The sequence below is a fragment of the Pseudarthrobacter leeuwenhoeki genome (assembly GCF_055412885.1).
This window is the reverse complement of record NZ_JBVAYY010000005.1, coordinates 141035-159224: the sequence shown is the minus strand read 5'-3', so window position 1 is coordinate 159224 and position 18190 is coordinate 141035. Positions and strand designations below refer to the sequence as shown.

The window sequence follows — 18190 nt, the reverse complement described above, 5'->3', positions numbered from 1 at the left end:
TGTTCACCACCACCCTCGTGGCCATCGGCGCCGTGATGCCCACCGCCAAGGAGGCCGGCAACTTCCTGGGCGTGATGATGGCGCTGATCTTTGTGCCGTTTTACGCCGTTGCCCTGGTGGTCTCCGATCCACAGCCGTTGATCGTGCAGATCTTCACCTTTTTCCCGTTCTCCGCCCCGGTGACGGCCCTGCTGCGCAACGGCTTCGGCTCCCTGAGCCTGCTAGAGGCGGGCATCGTGATCGTGATCCTCTTCGTGGGTGCGGCAGTGATGCTCCGCCTCGCTGTGCGGCTCTTCCAGTACGGTTCGATCTCCTACACCTCGAAGGTCAACGTCCGGACGACGCTGCGTGCGGGGCCGCGGCACCCTGCCGCTGATGGGCCCCCGACGACGACGGCCCGCTGAGGATGGGTCAGCGCTGCTGGGTGGCGAGGAAAGTCCTGATCGCCTCACCCATGGGCCGGGACTGGGTCCAATGCAGGTAGTGGCCTCCGGCCAGCGGGACGATCTCGTGGCGTTTGACGTTTTTCAGGACATTCTCCAGCGCCGCAGCCTTGGCGGCTGCCTCCGGGGAGCCGTCGTCGGCGACGAAGGCCAGCACGGGCAGCGCGTCGGGATAGCTGATTCCGCGCAGGTCCGAGGCGTTGTTCCCGATCCGTGCCGTCTCATCGGCGACAGCCTGGTTGCCAAAATTCCAGCTCATCATCAGACGCATGCGTTCCCGTTCCTCCGGCGTGTAGGCGTCGCCATCCGGTTCCCCGAGCGCGGGGGCCACCGCGAGAGCGGCCCGCACCACCCCTGTGATGGACAGCAGACGCGCCACACCGAGGCCTCCTGACTGCACCTCCACCGGCCCGGCCGTGGCTTTCGGCACCGTCACGTCGATCCCAATCACGGCCGCCACCTCCGCAGGGTAGCGGTTGGCGTAGTCCAGCATGTAGAAACCGGCGATCGAGTGACCAGCCAGGGCATAAGGCTGAGTGATGTTGAGCTTTCCAAGCACTTCGTGGAGTTCAGTGCTGATGTTTTTGTTGCTCCGCTCGCTGGCACTCATGTCGCTGTAGCCGTAGCCGAACCCCTCAACGACGGTGACGTTGTAGTCCCTCAGCTCCCGGATCAACGGCGCGAAGTCCAGCGCCGGCGCGGCCGTTCCCAAGCCGCTGAGGAGCACAATCGGCTGGCCGGGCTGGCCGTTCCGATAGACATTGACCGCTCCGCCTGAGATCTCAATTCGTTCGCCATAAGGGGCAAAACCGGCACGTTCCTGCCGCTCAAGCGCCAGGTTGGCGCCCGTCGAGAGCAGACCCAGCCCGACGGCGGCCAAGGCCGCCATGGCCAGGATTCGCAGCCCTTTTCGGCGCCTCGTCCGGCGCCGGCCCGGAATGGAACCGGCATCCGTGGCGGCGGTCTGGGGTGGGGAAGCGTCCGTGCGACGAGGATTGATCCTCATGGCGTGCCTTTCAGTGCCGGAAGCGGTGCCAGGACGAACAGACTGGCAGGGCAAGCGTAACCCCGCGGGCGCTGCCCGGGGCAGGCCTGTGCCGGCCGCTAACCCGCCGGCATTTCTCCCGGCCGCAGGGACGTGATCATGGTCCGGACGTCCCGGTATTCCGGGGTGGACGCGTACAGCCTGGCCTTCTCCAGGTACGGCAATGCGGGGTCCCCGGGCGTCTCGTTGTGCTCCGGGTTGTACGTCCCGCCGAAAAAGGCGCCGCTGGGCGGCCACAGGAACAGGTGGAACATCGGGCACGCCATGTCGCCGGCCTCTTCGGGGACCATCGTGATGCCGTAGGCCGCGATGGTGGACCGTGTGGCCACCGGATCGGTATCGTCGCCCCGGGACTCGTACACATAGCGGGGCACGTTGCCGTCGGCGCCCCCGCCCTCGGCGAGGGCAACCATCGGCTCTGAATCGTAGACCTCGTACGGGGTCTTGCCGCCGCATTCTGACCCGGTCACGATGTCGGTCCGCAGACCCGCCATCGGCTTCCCTCCGGCGTTCAGCACGTCCACGAACTCGCCGCTCAGCGCTCCGCCGGGGTCCGTCACCGTCCAGCCCGCGGGGTAGTCGAACGACAGCCCCCCGTCCGTCGTCGTGAAGGTCTTCCAGCCCGCCGGCGGCCGCTCCGACGCTGGCGGACCGGACGCCGGTGTGGAAGGAACCGGGCTGCCGCCCTGGGACCGGGTCCCCGAAACGGCGGGGCCCTCGGCGTTGACGGGGAACAGGCCGCAGGACGTCAGCAGCAGGACCAGTCCCAGGCCGGTCCCCAGGGTGGCGGCTGCGTTGGTGCCGGGGGCCCTGCCGGAGGCCTTGCCGGGGACAGCGCCGGGTGAAACCGCCGGTCTCCTCACGTCATGGCTTTCCGGCCGGCCGCAGTGACGTGATTGCCTGCTTGACGTACTTGTACTCGGTAGTGTCCATGTACACCTCGGGGGTATCCACGTGCGTGGGACCGCCCGGGGTGGTGTCGAACGGGTCGTAGACACCGCCGAACATGGCGCCGCTGGGCGGCCAGGTGAAGAAGTGGAAAATCGGGCAGGCGGTGTCCCCGGTGGGCTCCGGCGCGGACGTGAGGCCGTAGGCCAGGGTCAGGGACGTCGACGGATCACCCGACGCCGGGTCGGTCCGCCCCTCGTAGACGAACCGCGGCGCGACGCCGCCCTGGGCCAGCGCCGGGACGGGCTCGGAGTCGTACATCATGAACGGGAACTTCTGCGTGCACTCGGCGCCGGTGACCATGTTGGTCCGCAGGGTCGCCATGGTTTTGCCGTAGTCACTGACCAGCTCCACAAAGGCGCCGCCCTCGGCGGGCTGGCCGGCCGGGTCCTTGATGGTCCACGTCTCCGGGTAGTCGAACGCCAGCGAGCCGGCCGACGTCGTAAACGTTTTCCACCCCGCCGGCGCCGTGACGGCGGGCGAGGTGGCTGTGCCCGGCGACGCGGTGGCCGGGGCAGTGGCCGTGCCCGTCGCGGCCGGCGGGGAGCTCGTGGCCGGGGCAGTGGCCGAGCCCGTCGCGGCCGGCGGGGAGCTGGTGGCCGGGGCTGCTCCGGGTGACCCGCATCCTGCCAGGACGGCTGCCGCGCAGACAGCGGAAAAAGCCGTGGCGAACGACGCGACGCGACGCATAGCACCCTCCCCCTGGGAAAATAACGTGGTTGGACAATTCTCGGGTCTTTCCACGCGGAAACTAGGGCCTAAGGGCCCTTGGCGCCCCGACCGTCATAGGGAGTCGGTCCCGGCGCCCGGCCGTGATGCTTCCCACGTTGCCCCCTGCAGATTTCAATTGGCCGCCGAAGCTTGCTAGAGCTTAAGTAATGCAAGACGTCCTCGACCCCGCCATGCCGTTTTTGTCCCCCATCCTCGCAGTGGCCATCGCCGTGGCCGGCGGGCTCCTCGCCTCCTGGCTGGTGCGCCGGATTGTGCTCCGCCTCAACCGCAACCAGCCCGCCCTTCGCGAGGCCTCCCGGGTGGCGCGCGTGCCGTTGCGGCTTGCGCTCTGCCTGATCGGCGTCCGGATCGCCCTGGGCCTCACCACAGAGGACGCCCAATGGCGCCGCAACCTGGACCACGCGCTGCAGATCGCGCTCATCGGGTCCCTCGCCTGGCTGGCAATCGCGGTGTTCCTCATCATCGAGACCATGGTGCTCACCCGCTACCGGGTGGACGTGGCGGACAACCGCCGCGCCCGGCGGCTCCGCACCCAGGTCATCCTCGCCCGCCGGATCGGCGTCGCCCTGATCGTCATCGTGGCGCTGGGCATAGCGATGCTGACGTTCCCCGCTATCCAGGCCCTCGGCGCCGGGCTGCTGGCCTCCGCCGGAGTGATCTCGATCGTCGCCGGCCTCGCCGCGCAGACCTCCCTGGTCAATGTCTTCGCCGGCATCCAGCTCGCCTTCACCGACGCGATCCGGGTGGACGATGTTGTGGTGGTGCAGAAGGAATGGGGCCGGATCGAGGAGATCACCCTGACGTACGTGGTGGTCCACATCTGGGATGACCGGCGGCTGATCCTGCCTTCGACGTACTTCACCACCACCCCGTTCGAGAACTGGACCCGGCGGCAGTCCGAGGTCATGGGCACCGTCGAGTTCGACCTCGACTGGCGCGCCCCGGTCGAGGACATGCGCGCCGAACTCAAGCGGGTCCTGGCCGGCACCGAGCTCTGGGACGAGCGCGTGGGCATCCTGCAGATCACCGACGCCACCGCCGGCTTCGTCCGGGTCCGCATCCTGGTCAGCGCCGCGGACAGCGCCACGCTCTTTGACCTTCGCTGCCTGATCCGCGAAGAGCTGGTGCTGTTCCTGCAGCAGGAACACCCGACGGCGCTCCCCCACATCCGGCTCGAATCGCTCGGCGCCGCTTCGCCGGGGGCGGGCATCCCCGGAACCTCCGCTGCCTCCGGCACCTCCAACTCCACCTCCGAGAAGCGGCCGGGCAAGGTTTCCGCCGCGGACGAACCCAGCCGGCACCCGGCCGACCCGCACGACTCCCAGCTGTTCACCGGATCAATCGAGGCCATCCAGCGCTCCCGGGCCTTCACCGGCCCCGGCGAGGACGTGTTCGAGGACCGGGACAAGAGCATCGCCACGCAAAACTAGGACGCCCCGGAGGGCTGCCCGGCGGCATCCACATGGCACCGCCGGGGTCTTCCCTGCCCGCGGGAACTGTTCAATAATCAGAGGTCGGTGAGCCAGCGCCGGTGCTGGCCGCCCGACCAGCCGAGGAGTCCCCAATGACGGTGGAACCGCCGACAGGGACCGGGCGGCCGGTCGCCTGCCAGCGGACCAGCCCGTCGCAACACGCATCATCCACCACGAGTGAGGGAGCCCGGCATGACCATTCCACCACCACACGAACCCGAGCCGTTTCCGCCGGAACCCGGGCCGACCACGCCCGAACCTCAGCCCGGGGACCCCTTTCCACCGGATCCGGGCCCGGTCCCACCCCCGGCGCCGATTCCGGAGCCAGGTCCCGCGCCGGCCCCCGGGCCGTTCCCCACGCCAGGGCCACTGCCGATTCCCGACCCCGGCCCGGTCCCGCCACCACGCCCGGACCCGACGCGGTTCTAGACAGGCCCCGCAGGCGGGCCGGCTCAACCGGAGGGCCGGCTCAACCGGAGGGCCGGCTCTCCGCAATGCCGTGCAGGAAGGTACGCACTTCCGTGTTGAAGGCGTCGGGCGCTTCCAGCTGAGCCAGGTGCCCGACGTCGGGAATCACCACAAGTTTTGACCCCGGAATCTGGCGGTTCAGCTCGTGGGCGACGTGCAGTGGGGACCGCTGGTCGTCCGCGCCGTAGAGCAGGAGCGTGGGAATGCTGATGGTGGGCAGCACGGGCCGGTAGTCGGCACGGCCGCTGGCGGAGAGCAGGGCCCGCATCCCGGCCGGGCGCACGTCTGCCATGATCCTGGCGGTTTCGGCAACCACGGCGGGATCGGCCTTGTCGGTGAACAGTGTCGGCAGCCACTCGTCGATGAACTTCTCCGGAGGCTGACCGATCTCGGCCAACACCTGGGCGTAGCGCCGCTCCACTTCCTCGGGCGGCAACGAGCCCGCCCAGCCGGCATAGGCGGAGGCCAGCACCAACGACGCGGGCAGCTGGGGATATCCGCGGTACAGCTCCAGGGCGACCATGGAACCCCATGACAGCCCCAGAAGGTGTGGCTTCGCGGGGACGGCCGCGCGCAGAAAGCCGGCGGTGATGGCCCCGAGCTCTTCAGCGGACAGCTCCGGGGCGGGGTCGCCCGACTGGCCGCACCCTGGAGCGTCCCAGGCGAACACCGTGAACTCGTCCGAGAGACCCTCCAGCTGGGGGCGCCAGATCCGGCTGTCCTCCCCGGCCCCGTGGAACAGGACCAGCGCAGGCCCCTGGCCGGTCCGCTGGTACGCGACCCGCAGCCCATCAACGTCGACGGTTTCCATAGTCCAATGCTAAGCCGGTCGGCGGTCGGCCGTCGGCGGTTGCCGGGCAGGGGGCGGCCGGGGTCCGGGCGCCCCACGACGGCGCGCGCTGACGATCCAGGGACCGCCCGACGGCGCGCGCTACATAAGTTCACGACGCGCAAAGTGGCCCGCGCCGCGCAAAAAAAACCCTTCGACGCCCGAATTCAGGCGTCGAAGGGTTTTTAGCGCGGCGACAGAAAGAGTGCGCGTCGCTGGCTACGGCAGGATGATGTCGCGGGTCCGGTGGTCGTAGTGGATGACCAGCAGGCCGCCAAAGTGGTGCACCTCGTGGTTGGCGCCGTCGTAGGCTCCGAAGGCACCGAAATTATCGTCCCAGGAGCGGTTGAGCGCGATTTTGAAGCTGTACGTGCCGGGCGGGAGATCCGCCGCGAGCTTCCAGAGCTGATCAACGAGATCCAGTTCCATCTGGGATTCGTCGTACTGCGGGGCCCAGTTGGCGGGGGCACCCAGCAGGATGTTGAAGTCACCCGCGACGGCGACTGCTTCCGGCTGCTCGATGGTATCCACACTGGTGGCCAGGACCGCAGCTGCGGGAGAGGGTGCCCCAGCGGGAGCTGCGGCGGCAGGGGCCTCAGCAACCGGTGCCGTGGCGGGTGCCCCAGCGGGCTTGTCGGCTTCCGTGCGCTTGCGGACCGCTTTGGCGACCGGGGCCACGGCCTCTTCGACCAGCTTGGCAGCCTTGCCGGCGACCTTTTCAGCCACCGTGGCGACCTTGGGAGCGGCAGCCTTCGGAGCCGGGGTTCCGGCGGGGGGCTCCGTCGGAAGCGGGGTGTCGGCGGGAACGGGAGTTCCGGCGTCGAGCGCTGCGGCGAATGTCTCAGGGTCAGCGAACGCGACGGTGGCACGCTGGCCGTCCTCGGTGATGGTCCAGCCTGCACGGCCCTTGACGAGCCAGCCCGCCTTGACCAGCTTCGCGGTGGCGGTGGTCAGGGTCTTATGGCCGCGGGGAATGCCGCCGCTGAGCAATTCACGCTCGAACTCATTGAGCGGAACGCGTGCGATCGCCTCGCCCAATACCGCTCCGGCATTCAGCTTCTCGCCCGTCCACACCCCCTCTGCCAGCACGTCCAGTACGGCTTTCAGTCGACGGGTGGTGTTTTCGGCAGTGTTCGCGCCCATGGGTCTCCTTTAGAAGCAATTGATCCACCTGCATTTTGCCAAGGATCGTAGAGTTTCCGCGAGTCGTGATCGGTTAACTCAGTGTGTCGTGACCACTATTACATCCCAAAGCGTCGGGCGCGAGGGCCGACGCCAGCGTACTCGCGGGTAGCAAAAGCAACGCGGGGTCACATACGGCCCATCCCGGGGTCCGGGATGGGCTGTATGTGACCCCGCGTTGCTTGGATCCTGGGCGCTGCTGCTGGACTTTGGGGCTGCTAGAGCTTGGGGATCAGGACGGGGGTGTTCTTCTTGTAGGCCTCGTAATCGGCCTGGCCGCCCCACTTTGTGTCGGACTTCTTCTCCAGAAGCGGCACACCGCTGACCTTGGTGAGCAGCAGGGTGACAAACACCGGGGAGATCAGCGCGACCCACTGCCAACCCTCCAGCGCGGGGACGGCGATGATCGCGACCCCGATCCAGAGCAGGATCTCGCCGAAGTAGTTCGGGTGGCGGGACTTGGACCACAGCCCGGTGGAGATGAATTTGCCCCTGTTGGCAGGGACGGCGTTGAAGCGGCCTTTCTGGTTATCGGCCACGATCTCGATGCCGAAACCGACCGCCCATACCAGGAAACCGACCAGCGCGAACCAGTCCAGCGCCACCCTGGTCGCCGAGGTAATCGCCACCCACGCTGCGGCCGCGGTGAAGACTACCCAGAGTCCCTGGATGGTCCACACGTTGAGAAACCGGATGAAGGAGGGCTTGATCTCGTCGAAGCGGTCGTCCTTGCCGGCCTTGCTGATGCGGCGGAACAGGAAAGTGCCCAGCCGCAGTGTCCATGCGAGCACCATGGCTGCCAGCAGCACGGCGCGGGCGTCGACTGCCGGCGTGAGCAGGATGAGCAGAAGCGTGATGGCGGTGTAGGTCAGGGTGCCGGTCAGATCGTAGAACTTCTCGGTCTGGGCCATGAAGGACGGGATGAACGCCAGCCACTGGATGAGGAACGCCGCCCCGACCGCCAGCGCGAACATGGGGATCCCGCCCAGGGTTGCCCCGCCCTGGCTCCCGGCCACGGCGACGAGCGCCCCGATCAGCACAACCACGGGGAGGGCAATGAGCGACTTACGGTCTGATTCCTTCATCAGGAAGAGTCCTTTCACAGGCGGAGCCGGATGCTCGCAGTACGCCCGGGATCGTCCCGCCGCGCACCATCAGTTTTGGCAATCCTAGTAGATGATCAAATAAGATTGAATAATAGATCATCGAACAAGATTGACTCATAACGGAATTCGGAACCTAAGGAGTGGACATGACCGCGTCGCAGCACCACCCGGCCACGCTGGCCTTGCAGAGCCTGTTCACCCTCGCCAACGAAACCGAGCGGGAAATCGCCCGCGTCATGGGGCTGAATCTCACCGATTACCGCGCCCTGTCGGCGCTTGCGCAGTCGGGACCGGTAACGGTGGGCAGGCTCGCCGAGGATCTGGGCGCCACCCCGGCCACCACCACCGCGATCGTGAGCCGGATGGAATCCCGCGGCTACGTAGAACGCCACCGGAGCACCGACGACCGGCGCCACGTCCAGGTGAGCGTCACCCCGGCAGCCACCCGTGAAATCATGACCCTGATGCGGCCCCTCATGACCGTCACCAACGAACACATCAAGGCGCTGCCCGCCGACCAACGGGCCGTCGTCGCGGACTTCCTCGACGTCGCCCAGCACCTGATGCAAGATCACCTGCACACACTTTCGGAGAAGGACGCCCGATGAGAGAGTTCACCACCCCGCTGCTGGATGAAGCGTCCGGCCACCGGAACGCCACCGAGCTGCTCATGCATCGGTTCCGGACCTCCCCGGAACATATTGCCTTCGAGGTACGGGCACAGAACGCCGCGATCACGGATCCCTGGCGCCGGGTGACCACCCGGCAGTTCGTTGACGAGGTACGCGCCCTGGCCAAGGGCTTCATCGCGGCTGGCCTGCAGCCCGGTGAATCACTCGCCATCATGTCCCCCACCCGGTATGAGTGGGCCCTGGCGGACATGGCGGCGTGGTTCGCCGGCGCCGTCGTCGTCCCGGTCTATGAGACGTCGGCCGCACCCCAGGTGGTGGCGATCCTCACCGACGCCGACGTGCGCCTCGCTATCGCCGGCACCGCTGAGCATGCCTTCCTCTTGGAGCAGGGGTTCGCGCAGGCCGGGATGCCGGGCCTGGGCGTCTGGACGATGGACGCCCGCCCGGGAGCGGACCTGGCCGACCTCGTGCTCCGCGGCGCCGGGGTTCCCGACAGCGCGGTCGAGGAACGGCGCCTGCTGGCAGATCTCGACTCGGTGGCGACCATCGTCTACACCTCCGGCACCACGGCCGCGCCCAAGGGCGCCCTCATCACCCACGGCAACTTCGTGGGGCAGGTGCTGAACGTGGCCGCCGCCTACACCGAAGTGGTCCGTGAGAGCGGCAACACCATCATCTTCCTGCCGATGGCCCATGTGCTGGCCCGCGGACTGCAGCTGACCTGCCTGGCCAACGGCATGCGCATTGCGCACCTGTCCGACCCGCGGGACGTGGTGCCCGCCCTCGGGGTCCTGAAGCCCACCTTCCTCGTTGTGGTCCCCCGCGTCCTGCAGAAGATCCAGGCGTCCGCCGCGGCCGCCGCGACGAAGAAACATCTCGGACCGGTGTGGGCGTCAGCGCAGGGCACCGCTGTCGCGTGGGGCCGGTTCGCCGAAGCCCGCGACGCCGACCCGGCCGCCAGGGCCGCGCTGGGGCTGCGGGTTCGGCACGCACTGTTCGACCGGCTGTTCTACGCCCGGCTCCGGAAGCTGATGGGCGGACGCCTCGACTACCTCCTGTCCGGTGCCGCCGCGCTCGACGCCGAGCTGTCCCTCTTCTTCCGCGGCCTGGGCCTGCCGGTCATCGAGGGCTACGGCCTCACCGAAACCACCGCCCCGCTGACCGGGAACATGCCCGGGTCGATCAAGGCCGGGTCAGTGGGCGTCCCGATGCCGGGAACAACCGTGCGCCTCTCGGACCGGGGCGAGGTGCTCGCCCGCGGCGTCGGCGTATTTGCCGGCTACCGCCGACCGGTTGACAACACGGACGCGTTCACGGACGGGTTCTTCCACACCGGCGACCTCGGCGAACTCGATGAGCTGGGACGGCTCACCCTCAAGGGCCGGATCAAGGACGTCATCGTCACCGCGGGCGGCAAGACCATCTCCCCCGCCATCTGGGAAGGCTACGTCGAGGGCGACCCCCTGGTGGCGCACGCCGTGATGGTCGGGGAGGGCAAACCCTTCCTCGGCGGGCTCGTGCTGCTGGACCCGGAGTCCGTCGCGGCCTGGGCGGAACGCGAGGGCATCGCCGATCTGGCCGGCCTGCGCATCCCGGACGACGGCGGCGCCGTCCAAATCGACGACGCGCGGCTCCTCACCGCGATCGGCAAGGCGGTCAGCGCCGCCAACGCGAAAATCGCGCGCTCCGAGCAGGTACGCCGTTTCGTGCTGCTGCTCACCGACCTCAGTGAGGCCAGCGGCATCGTGACCCCCACCATGAAGCTCAAGCGCGGCGCCTTCACCGAACGCGCCCGCCCCATCGTCGACAAGCTCTACGCCGACAAAAGGAGCCAAGCATGAGCACCCACGTCAAGAGGTGGCTGCTTTCCTACGCGGTCGCCGCTGTGATCTTCGCCGTCGTCGACGTTGTCTGGATCGGCACCGTGGCGAATAACCAGTACGAAAGCCAGATCGGCGAGCTGTTGGCGCCCAGCGTCAACCTCGCCGGCGCCGCCGTCTTCTACCTCATCTATGTTGTGGGGATCGTGCACTACGGCGTGCGGCCCAACGACCCGGACGCCACCATGCGGCAACGGGTGACCGGGGCCGCACTGTTCGGCTTCTTCACCTACGCAACCTGGGCCCTGACCGCGCTCGCCGTCCTCAAGGACTTCCCCGCCGTGGTGGCGCTGACGGACATCGCCTGGGGCGTCGCGGTCTGCAGCGCCGTCACGTGGCTCACAGCCACCCTCCTGCGGCGCATGTTCACGCGGGCCGGCACCTCAAAGTAGCGTCCGCGGCCGCAACAGCAACGCGGGGTCACATCCGGCCCATCCCGGACCCTGGGATGGGCCGTATCTGACCCCGCGTTGCTGGCTGTCAGTCCCCGTCGCTCCATTCGGCCCCGGTCTCGGCCCCGGTCTCGGCCATGTAGGCGGCCATGGCCGCGTCGACGGTGCCGTAGAAGTGGCGCGGGTCGATTTGGCGCCGGCGAACATCAGGGCGAAGTCCGAGAAGTCCAGGGAGGAGATCGTGAACGGCGGGAAACCCTGCGGGAGTTCCCCGACTAGGGAAACGCCCCGGTCGGCGAGGCCAAACAGCGACGTCGCCCCAATTGCGAGCACCACCATAACGAGCACCGACGGGACCTTGGGCAGCCACCGTTGCAGCGCCAGGACCAGCACGATCCCGGAGATACCGACGGCGGCCGCGGCCGCCACCGCCTTCTGCGGGTCGCCGTCGGAGGCTACGAGCGGCAGGACCGTCGCTGCGATCATCGGGCCCTGGCGTGAACCGTCGCGGCCCGCCGCTCCGACGTCGTCCGGTGGTGGTCATGGGGGCACTCTGGCGGGCGCCGGTGCCCGGCGCATCCTCCGCCAGGGGTGATCCGGGTCAGCCGGCGCGGGACTCCGGCGCACTGTCGGACGCAACAGACCGCGGGCGGGACCGGCAACGCGGGGTCACTTACGGCCCATGAGAGGCCCCGCGATGGGCCGTAAGTGACCCCGCGTTGCTGTGGGTTTAGTGCCCGGACGCGGCCAGTTCGGCCAGCAGCTCGGTTTTGCGTTCCTCGCTCGCGAAGGAGGAGCGGATCGAGTTGGCCGCCATCCGCACGCAGTCGAACTCGGACAGGCCAATCACCGATTTCAGCTGCGCGAAGTTGTCATCCACGTACCCGCCGAAATACGCCGGGTCATCCGAGTTCACACTCACGTTCAACCCCGCGGCGAGCATTGCCGGCAGCGGGTGCTCCTTCAGGGTGTCGACCGCGCGGAGCCGGACGTTGGACAACGGGCACACGGTCAGCGGCGTGAGTTCCGCCACCAGCCGTTCCACCAGGTCCGGGTCCTCCATGCAGCGGATCCCGTGGTCGATCCGCTCGACGTCCAGGATGTCCAGCGCATCGATGATGTACGACGGCGGGCCCTCCTCGCCGGCGTGCGCGGTGCGGTGCAGCCCGGCGTCCTTGGCACGGGCGAACAGCCGCTCGAACTTGGCCGGCGGGTTGCCCACCTCGGCCGAGTCGAGGCCGATGCCCGCAATCGGCGCGTCCATGGCGAGCAACTGGTCCAGCACTTCCAGGGCGGAGTCCTCGGAGAGGTCGCGGAGGAACGCGGCGATGAGCAGGGTTGAGATCCCGAACTCCTGCTCCGACACGGCCAGCACGGATGCCACGCCGTTCACGCAGGTCGCCAGGGCCACCCCGCGGGACAGGTGCGCCTGCGGATCCAGCATGATCTCGGCATGCCGGACGCCGGCGAGCGCAGCCCGTGACAGGTACGCCCGGGTCATGTCCGCGAAGTCCTGCTCCGTCCGCAACACCGCCATGTTGGCGTAGTAGAGGTCCAGGAAGGACTGCAGGTCCGTGAACTCGTAGCGGGAGCGCAGCTCATCCAGGTCCGCGTACGGCAGTTGGATGCCGTTGCGCTCCGCCAGGGCGAAGATCAGCCCGGGCTCGAGGGTTCCCTCGATGTGCAGGTGGAGTTCCGCGACCGGCAGCGGACCGTGCACCTCCTCGGGAACCTCGGCGAAGGCGGGACTCTCGGGGGTGGATGGTAGTGGGCTGTCCGGTGCAGCGTCCCCGGTGGCAGCGACGCCGTCGTTAGTTTCCATTCGGTAAGGATATCCCCGCAGGCAGAAGACACCGATAGAATCGATCGGATGCACAGTGATCAGCATGCTTCCCATCCTTCCGGCCCGGCCCTTCCAGGCCTGGGCGCCGACCGTCCCACGGACGGCTTTGTCCGTGTCCGCGGTGCCCGGGAGAACAACCTGCGGAACGTGGACGTGGACGTGCCCCGCGACGCGATCGTCGCGTTCACCGGGGTTTCCGGCTCCGGCAAGTCCTCGCTGGCGTTCGGCACCATCTACGCGGAGGCCCAGCGCCGCTACTTCGAATCCGTGGCGCCCTACGCCCGCCGGCTGATCCAGCAGGGCCACAATCCCAAGGTGGAAATGATCACGGGGCTGCCGCCCGCCGTCGCGCTCCAGCAGCGCCGCGGGACGCCCAGTTCACGGTCCACCGTCGGCACGGTCACCACGCTGTCGAACTCGCTCCGGATGCTCTTCTCCCGCGCCGGCAGCTACCCGGAAGGCGCCAGCCAGCTCGATTCGGACTCCTTCTCCCCCAACACCGCCGCCGGTGCGTGCCCGCAGTGCCATGGCCTCGGCATCGCCCACACCGTCACCGAGTCCTCCCTGGTCCCGGACACCTCACTGAGCGTCCGCGACGGCGCGATCGCCGCGTGGCCCGGTGCCTGGCAGGGCAAGAACCTGCGCGACATCCTCACCCAACTGGGCTACGACGTCGATACCCCCTGGCGGAAGCTGCCCAAAAAGGACCGCGACTGGATCCTCTTCACCGAGGAACAGCCCGTGGTGGAAGTGACGCCACAGCGCGACCGGGTCGCGAAACCGTACAAGGGCCGTTTCTGGAGCGCGAAGAGCTATGTGCTGCACACCCTCGCCGATTCCAAGAGCACCACGATGCGCGAGAGGGTGCTGCGCTTCATGGAAACCGGGCCCTGCCCTGTCTGCGGCGGCGCCGGCCTGACCCCGGCTGCCCTGGCCGTGACGTTCGCCGGCCGCACCATCGCCGAGCTCAACGCGGTCCCCATGAGCGAACTCGCCGGGATCATCCGCCCCACCACCGAACTCACGGAGGCCGGGACCGCCTCGCGCAAGCAGAGCTCCGGCGAGGCCAATGAGGTGGCCGTCGCCATCACCCGGGATCTGCTCCAACGCGTCACGGTGCTGCTGGACCTCGGACTGGGCTACCTCGCGCTGGGCCGGTCCACCCCGACGCTCTCCCCCGGCGAGATGCAGCGGCTCCGGATCGCCACCCAGCTGCGCTCCGGCCTCTTCGGCGTGATCTACGTCCTCGACGAGCCCTCCGCCGGCCTGCACCCGGCCGACGCCGAGCCCCTCCTCGCGGTCCTGGACCAGCTCAAGTCCTCCGGGAACTCGGTGTTCGTGGTGGAGCACAACATGGACATCGTCCGCCGCGCCGACTGGCTGGTCGACGTCGGCCCGCGCGCCGGCGAAGGCGGCGGCGAAGTGCTTTACAGCGGCCCTGTCGCCGGGCTCGCCGAGGTGGAGTCGTCCGTGACCCGGCCGTTCCTGTTCCCGGACGGGTCCGGGAACGCGGCCGACACCGGGAAAGCGGCCGGGTCCGGCTCCTCAGCGGCCCGCGACCGCCGGGAAGCTGCCGGCTGGCTGGAGCTGCGCGACATCACCCGCCACAACCTGCGCGAGCTCGACGCCGACTTCCCGCTGGGCGTGCTGACCGCGGTCACCGGCGTCTCCGGCTCCGGCAAGTCGACCCTGGTCAGCCAGGTCCTCGCCGAAGTCGTCGGCGCCCGGCTGCATCCGGAGGCGGACGCCGCCGCGAAAGCCACGGGGGACCTGGAGTCCGCGGACGCCGAGTCCGCCGGGCCGCTCAGCGTCGGCCCGGTCTCCGGACTGGACCAGCTGGACCGCCTGGTCAAGGTGGACCAGAAGCCGATCGGCCGCACCCCACGCTCCAACCTCGCCACGTACACGGGCCTCTTCGATGCGGTCCGCAAGGAGTTCGCGGCCACGGAGGAGGCCCGGGCCCGCGGTTTCGGCGCGGGCCGTTTCTCCTTCAACGTCGCGGGCGGCCGCTGCGAGACCTGCCAGGGCGAGGGCTTTGTCGCCGTCGAACTGCTGTTCCTGCCCGGCAGCTACGGCCCCTGCCCGGAATGCCACGGCTCCCGCTACAACCCGGAAACCCTCGAGGTCACCTACCGCGGCAAGAACGTGGCAGAGGTCCTGGGCCTGACAGTCAATGCCGCAGCGGAGTTCCTGGACGCGGTCCCCGCCGCCGCCCGCAGCCTGCAGACCCTCCGCGAGGTGGGCCTGGGCTACCTCCGGCTCGGCCAGCCCGCCACTGAACTCTCCGGCGGCGAAGCCCAGCGCATCAAGCTCGCCACGGAGCTGCAGCGTGCCCAGCGCGGGCACTCGCTCTACTTGCTGGACGAGCCCACCACCGGACTGCACCCGGCCGACGTCGAACTCCTGATGGCCCAGCTGCACCGGCTGGTCGACGCCGGCAACACCGTGATCGTGGTGGAGCACGAAATGGACGTCGTGGCTGCCGCCGACTGGGTCATCGATCTTGGCCCGGCCGGTGGTGACGCCGGCGGCAAGATCATAGCGGTGGGGACGCCCGCCGTCGTCGCCCGGTCCACGAAGAGCCGGACGGCGCCGTACCTGGCTGCGGTCCTCGGCGGCTGATCCGGGCGAGAGAAGCCCGGGAATTGCTGGCGAGGGCTGAGTCCCTGGGCAGTTCAGCCACCGCTGCCGCCGGCTGGCCGCACATAGCATTTATGCTCAGCTTTGGCGTCTCCACTTCCATGGGGACACTGGCGATGGGCCTGACCACGGGACAGCCGTACTTCATCGCGTTAATGGCCATGCTGATCTGGAATATCGTCCTGGTCTCCTTCATGACTGTCTTCGCGGCGTCGTCAAAGAAAGGCTTCACGAAGCGGTGGGCGATCTATGGCGGACTTTGGACCGCCGCCTACGCCGTCGCAATCCTCTTCGCCGCCCTCTCGCAGGGAGAAAACATCCTTGGCGTCTGCTTGTCCTCCGGCGCCCTGGCAGCAGTCACCACCGCATGCGCCTGGTACGAGGCCCGCAAATGACCCCAGCCGGAGAACACCCACGGCACCGGCTCTCAGAGATCGTCCATCAACCCGTCCGGTTCTCCATCCTTGCTGGACTGGCAGCTGCTCAAGAGCTCGACTTCAAAGACCTCCGCGATGCTGTGCAGGTCAGCGATTCGGTGCTCAGTAAACAGTTAAGCATCCTCGAGGAGGCTGGCTTCATCAGGATCCGCAAGTACTTCGTCGGCAAGCGGCCCCGGACTTCCATCAGCCTGACGAAGACCGGGAGGGAAGCCTGGCTGGAGCACCTCAGGGTGCTCCGGGAGATTGCCGGGAATTGAGCCGGCAGAGAAGTCACGCCAATAACGGCTTGATAACGGCGCCCGCCTGAATTAGCCTAGGGGGCGTGCCCGAACACCGGGCATGAGTGCCCGGTGCTGCCACCACCACATACTGCCCGACCGGTAGCCACCGCAACGACCTCTATTGTCAGGGGCGGGCAGTAGTGCGTTAACGTCCGGGGACGGACCGAGCACCGGTGGCCCTCAGGAGCATCTACCTCATGAAGAAATCCACGTTCAGCACTGCCGCGCGCCGCGGCGCCACTCTTGCCGCCGTCACGATCGCCGGCGTCGCACTGTCCGCCTCGGCTGCCAACGCAGCCGTCCCCAGCGCCACGTCCAGCACCGTCTGGGATTCCCTGGCCCAGTGCGAAAGCAGCGGCAACTGGGGCATCAGCACGGGTAACGGCTACGGGGGCGGGCTGCAGTTCAGCCCCAGCACCTGGGCCGCCTACGGCGGTACCGGCTCGGCCTCCAGCGCCAGCCGTGAGCAGCAGATCGCCGTGGCCCAGCGGGTTCAGGCCGGCCAGGGCTGGGGAGCGTGGCCGTCCTGCTCCGCGAAGCTGGGCCTGACGGGCGGGGCAGCCGCTCCGAAGAGCGTGCCGGCGCCGAAGGCTGCTGCCGCTCCTGCGGCCAAAGCGCCCGCCAAGGCCGTGGCACCGAAGGCCGCCGCCGCGAAGGCAGTTGCGCCCAAGGCCGCCGCCAAGAAGGCCGTTGCGCCCAAGGCCGCCGCCGCGAAGGCAGCCGCCCCCAAGGCAGCAGCCCCGGCAGCACGCCACCTGGCAGAAGTCCCCCTGAGCGGCGAGACCTACACGATCCAGAGCGGCGACACCTTGAGCAAGATCGCCGATAAGCTCAACATCGCCGGCGGCTGGCAGCTGCTGGCCGACGCCAACGGGTCCACCATCATCGATCCTGATGTGGTGTTCCCGGGCCAGGTGCTGCAGCTACCCGCCTAGCCTGCGCTCGGCCGGACCTGACCGGCTCTGGCAGCAACGCTTAACCACGACGCCGGAGCGTTCCCCCAGGGGGGACCTCCGGCGTCGTGCTGTCTTCTTGCGGACGTCCTGCCTGTGCGATGGCTGCCGCCAGGGCTGTGGCTGCCGCCGGGGACTCAACCCCGTGCGCTCCTACCGTCAGGCCCAGGCGTTCCGCGGAATCTCGCGGACGATCCGCACTTTCCACGCGGTGTCGTCGCTGGTGTCCAGCAGGGCCACGGTGCCCATGGCGAGGTGCAGCGCCACCCGCTTGGCGGCCAGCAGTTCGAGGTAGAGGTTCTCGTTCATGCGGGCCGGGGCATCGATGACGTACTTCACGGCGTCGCGGACCTTACGGTAGTTGACGCTTTTTTCGCGGTTGAGGTGCAGTTCCAGCATCCGCCGCTGGCGGATCTCCGGCTCGTGCCGGTTCAGCCAGGACACCGCGGCGTGGACCGCCACCACCAGGGTGATCGAAACGACGTAGATCTCCCAGCCACTGGAGAGCAGGAACAGGGGAAAATTGGCGATCGCCACTGCCGCGATGAACAGCCGGAGCGCCAGCAGACGCCGCATGGTCAGCGCCACAGAGGCCAGCGCTGCCTGGAAACCGTTCTGCTCCTTGCGGGCAGCTGCCGGATCGATCGTGAACTCCTCCAGAACCAGGATCCCGTTCGCGTCCGGACTCAACATTTGTCCGTATTTAGGCAGGTGGCCGGGCGCAGTCAGCGTCGCAGATGCAAGGACTGGATTCTTCGACATGGGCGCGTGTCTTCCGTGCAGCAGGGCTGGTTTGTGCTAGTGTAACCGCGAAAGTCGCAGACTGTCTGTCCCTTTCCAAAATGTGAACACGCTCACCCCCAGCCGTCCGCAATTGGCGCATTGGCTCCTTGGCCTCAAACTG

At 68.2% G+C, this 18190-nt stretch carries 18 protein-coding genes; 9 read left to right on the top strand and 9 right to left on the bottom strand.

Annotated elements, in window-relative coordinates; translation table 11 throughout:
• Positions 1-17: 17 nt before the first annotated feature.
• Positions 18-404, top strand: a complete 387-nt coding sequence (locus tag ACZYX4_RS06095) for an ABC transporter permease (RefSeq protein WP_463874470.1) — start codon at positions 18-20, stop codon at positions 402-404.
• A gap of 7 nt (positions 405-411) precedes the next feature.
• Here ACZYX4_RS06095 and ACZYX4_RS06090 read toward each other — a convergent pair whose 3' ends face one another.
• The 3 genes from ACZYX4_RS06090 to ACZYX4_RS06080 form a co-directional block, all read right to left on the bottom strand.
• A complete protein-coding gene (locus tag ACZYX4_RS06090; protein WP_463874467.1) occupies positions 412-1449 on the bottom strand; it encodes an alpha/beta fold hydrolase in 1038 nt (345 codons plus the stop codon).
• A gap of 98 nt (positions 1450-1547) precedes the next feature.
• Positions 1548-2351, bottom strand: a complete 804-nt coding sequence (locus ACZYX4_RS06085; RefSeq protein ID WP_463874464.1) for a hypothetical protein — start codon at positions 2349-2351, stop codon at positions 1548-1550.
• 1 nt (position 2352) lies between these two features.
• Positions 2353-3126, bottom strand: coding sequence for a hypothetical protein (locus ACZYX4_RS06080; protein WP_463874463.1), 774 nt, complete (start codon positions 3124-3126; stop codon positions 2353-2355).
• A gap of 188 nt (positions 3127-3314) precedes the next feature.
• Between ACZYX4_RS06080 and ACZYX4_RS06075 the strand changes: the two genes are divergently transcribed.
• Positions 3315-4598: a mechanosensitive ion channel family protein gene (locus tag ACZYX4_RS06075; RefSeq protein ID WP_463874460.1), complete on the top strand. Its 1284-nt coding sequence runs from the start codon at positions 3315-3317 to the stop codon at positions 4596-4598.
• Positions 4599-5109: 511 nt separating this feature from the next.
• Here ACZYX4_RS06075 and ACZYX4_RS06070 read toward each other — a convergent pair.
• The 3 genes from ACZYX4_RS06070 to ACZYX4_RS06060 form a co-directional block, all read right to left on the bottom strand.
• Entirely contained in the window at positions 5110-5919 is an 810-nt protein-coding gene (locus tag ACZYX4_RS06070) for an alpha/beta fold hydrolase (protein ID WP_463874457.1), read from the bottom strand.
• 237 nt (positions 5920-6156) lie between these two features.
• Positions 6157-7080 carry a pullulanase X25 domain-containing protein gene (locus ACZYX4_RS06065; RefSeq protein ID WP_463874454.1) on the bottom strand — a complete coding sequence of 308 codons (924 nt, stop codon included), beginning with the start codon at positions 7078-7080 and terminating at the stop codon, positions 6157-6159.
• 257 nt (positions 7081-7337) lie between these two features.
• A complete protein-coding gene (locus ACZYX4_RS06060) occupies positions 7338-8204 on the bottom strand; it encodes a DUF1295 domain-containing protein (RefSeq protein ID WP_463874452.1) in 867 nt (288 codons plus the stop codon).
• Between the two features lie 167 nt (positions 8205-8371).
• On the opposite strand from ACZYX4_RS06060, the gene ACZYX4_RS06055 reads away from it, so the two are divergent.
• From ACZYX4_RS06055 to ACZYX4_RS06045, 3 genes are read left to right on the top strand one after another with little or no spacing between them, the layout of a single operon-like run.
• Positions 8372-8833: a MarR family winged helix-turn-helix transcriptional regulator gene (locus ACZYX4_RS06055; protein WP_463874450.1), complete on the top strand. Its 462-nt coding sequence runs from the start codon at positions 8372-8374 to the stop codon at positions 8831-8833.
• A complete protein-coding gene (locus ACZYX4_RS06050) occupies positions 8830-10698 on the top strand; it encodes an AMP-dependent synthetase/ligase (RefSeq protein WP_463874447.1) in 1869 nt (622 codons plus the stop codon). Before ACZYX4_RS06055 ends, ACZYX4_RS06050 begins: the two co-directional genes overlap by 4 nt.
• Positions 10695-11129: a DUF2177 family protein gene (locus ACZYX4_RS06045; RefSeq protein WP_463874445.1), complete on the top strand. Its 435-nt coding sequence runs from the start codon at positions 10695-10697 to the stop codon at positions 11127-11129. The genes ACZYX4_RS06050 and ACZYX4_RS06045 overlap by 4 nt, the downstream gene beginning before the upstream one ends.
• Here ACZYX4_RS06045 and ACZYX4_RS06040 read toward each other — a convergent pair.
• Positions 11121-11615 (bottom strand): SulP family inorganic anion transporter, encoded by a 495-nt coding sequence (locus ACZYX4_RS06040; RefSeq protein ID WP_463874443.1) that lies wholly within the window; start codon positions 11613-11615, stop codon positions 11121-11123. The two genes, ACZYX4_RS06045 and ACZYX4_RS06040, sit on opposite strands and share 9 nt — an antisense overlap.
• Positions 11616-11859: 244 nt before the next feature.
• Positions 11860-12951 (bottom strand): adenosine deaminase, encoded by a 1092-nt coding sequence (locus ACZYX4_RS06035; protein ID WP_463874442.1) that lies wholly within the window; start codon positions 12949-12951, stop codon positions 11860-11862.
• Positions 12952-12999: 48 nt separating this feature from the next.
• On the opposite strand from ACZYX4_RS06035, the gene uvrA reads away from it, so the two are divergent.
• The 4 genes from uvrA to ACZYX4_RS06015 all read left to right on the top strand — a co-directional run bounded on the left by uvrA (position 13000) and on the right by ACZYX4_RS06015 (position 17268).
• Positions 13000-15594, top strand: coding sequence for an excinuclease ABC subunit UvrA (gene uvrA, locus ACZYX4_RS06030; RefSeq protein ID WP_463874441.1), 2595 nt, complete (start codon positions 13000-13002; stop codon positions 15592-15594).
• 92 nt (positions 15595-15686) lie between these two features.
• Positions 15687-16007, top strand: a complete 321-nt coding sequence (locus tag ACZYX4_RS06025; RefSeq protein WP_463874439.1) for a hypothetical protein — start codon at positions 15687-15689, stop codon at positions 16005-16007.
• Complete coding sequence (locus tag ACZYX4_RS06020) at positions 16004-16309, top strand: winged helix-turn-helix domain-containing protein (protein WP_463874438.1); 306 nt, start codon at positions 16004-16006, stop codon at positions 16307-16309. The genes ACZYX4_RS06025 and ACZYX4_RS06020 overlap by 4 nt, the downstream gene beginning before the upstream one ends.
• Before the next feature lie 221 nt (positions 16310-16530).
• Positions 16531-17268, top strand: a complete 738-nt coding sequence (locus ACZYX4_RS06015; RefSeq protein WP_463874436.1) for a transglycosylase family protein — start codon at positions 16531-16533, stop codon at positions 17266-17268.
• Positions 17269-17445: 177 nt separating this feature from the next.
• Here the strand turns inward: ACZYX4_RS06015 and ACZYX4_RS06010 are convergent, their stop codons facing one another.
• Positions 17446-17979, bottom strand: coding sequence for a hypothetical protein (locus tag ACZYX4_RS06010; protein ID WP_463874435.1), 534 nt, complete (start codon positions 17977-17979; stop codon positions 17446-17448).
• Positions 17980-18190: the final 211 nt, after the last annotated feature.

Excerpts from the sequence above, each read along its gene's own strand:
- ACZYX4_RS06070 (WP_463874457.1), bottom strand. The coding sequence starts at position 5,919 with ATGGAAACCGTCGACGTTGATGGGCTGCGGGTCGCGTACCAGCGGACC.
- ACZYX4_RS06040 (WP_463874443.1), bottom strand. The coding sequence starts at position 11,615 with ATGATCGCAGCGACGGTCCTGCCGCTCGTAGCCTCCGACGGCGACCCG.
- ACZYX4_RS06075 (WP_463874460.1), top strand. The coding sequence starts at position 3,315 with ATGCAAGACGTCCTCGACCCCGCCATGCCGTTTTTGTCCCCCATCCTC.
- ACZYX4_RS06020 (WP_463874438.1), top strand. The coding sequence starts at position 16,004 with ATGACCCCAGCCGGAGAACACCCACGGCACCGGCTCTCAGAGATCGTC.
- ACZYX4_RS06090 (WP_463874467.1), bottom strand. The coding sequence starts at position 1,449 with ATGAGGATCAATCCTCGTCGCACGGACGCTTCCCCACCCCAGACCGCC.
- ACZYX4_RS06065 (WP_463874454.1), bottom strand. The coding sequence starts at position 7,080 with ATGGGCGCGAACACTGCCGAAAACACCACCCGTCGACTGAAAGCCGTA.
- ACZYX4_RS06055 (WP_463874450.1), top strand. The coding sequence starts at position 8,372 with ATGACCGCGTCGCAGCACCACCCGGCCACGCTGGCCTTGCAGAGCCTG.
- ACZYX4_RS06010 (WP_463874435.1), bottom strand. The coding sequence starts at position 17,979 with ATGTTGAGTCCGGACGCGAACGGGATCCTGGTTCTGGAGGAGTTCACG.
- ACZYX4_RS06060 (WP_463874452.1), bottom strand. The coding sequence starts at position 8,204 with ATGAAGGAATCAGACCGTAAGTCGCTCATTGCCCTCCCCGTGGTTGTG.
- uvrA (WP_463874441.1), top strand. The coding sequence starts at position 13,000 with ATGCACAGTGATCAGCATGCTTCCCATCCTTCCGGCCCGGCCCTTCCA.
- ACZYX4_RS06050 (WP_463874447.1), top strand. The coding sequence starts at position 8,830 with ATGAGAGAGTTCACCACCCCGCTGCTGGATGAAGCGTCCGGCCACCGG.
- ACZYX4_RS06025 (WP_463874439.1), top strand. The coding sequence starts at position 15,687 with ATGCTCAGCTTTGGCGTCTCCACTTCCATGGGGACACTGGCGATGGGC.
- ACZYX4_RS06035 (WP_463874442.1), bottom strand. The coding sequence starts at position 12,951 with ATGGAAACTAACGACGGCGTCGCTGCCACCGGGGACGCTGCACCGGAC.
- ACZYX4_RS06015 (WP_463874436.1), top strand. The coding sequence starts at position 16,531 with ATGAAGAAATCCACGTTCAGCACTGCCGCGCGCCGCGGCGCCACTCTT.
- ACZYX4_RS06080 (WP_463874463.1), bottom strand. The coding sequence starts at position 3,126 with ATGCGTCGCGTCGCGTCGTTCGCCACGGCTTTTTCCGCTGTCTGCGCG.
- ACZYX4_RS06045 (WP_463874445.1), top strand. The coding sequence starts at position 10,695 with ATGAGCACCCACGTCAAGAGGTGGCTGCTTTCCTACGCGGTCGCCGCT.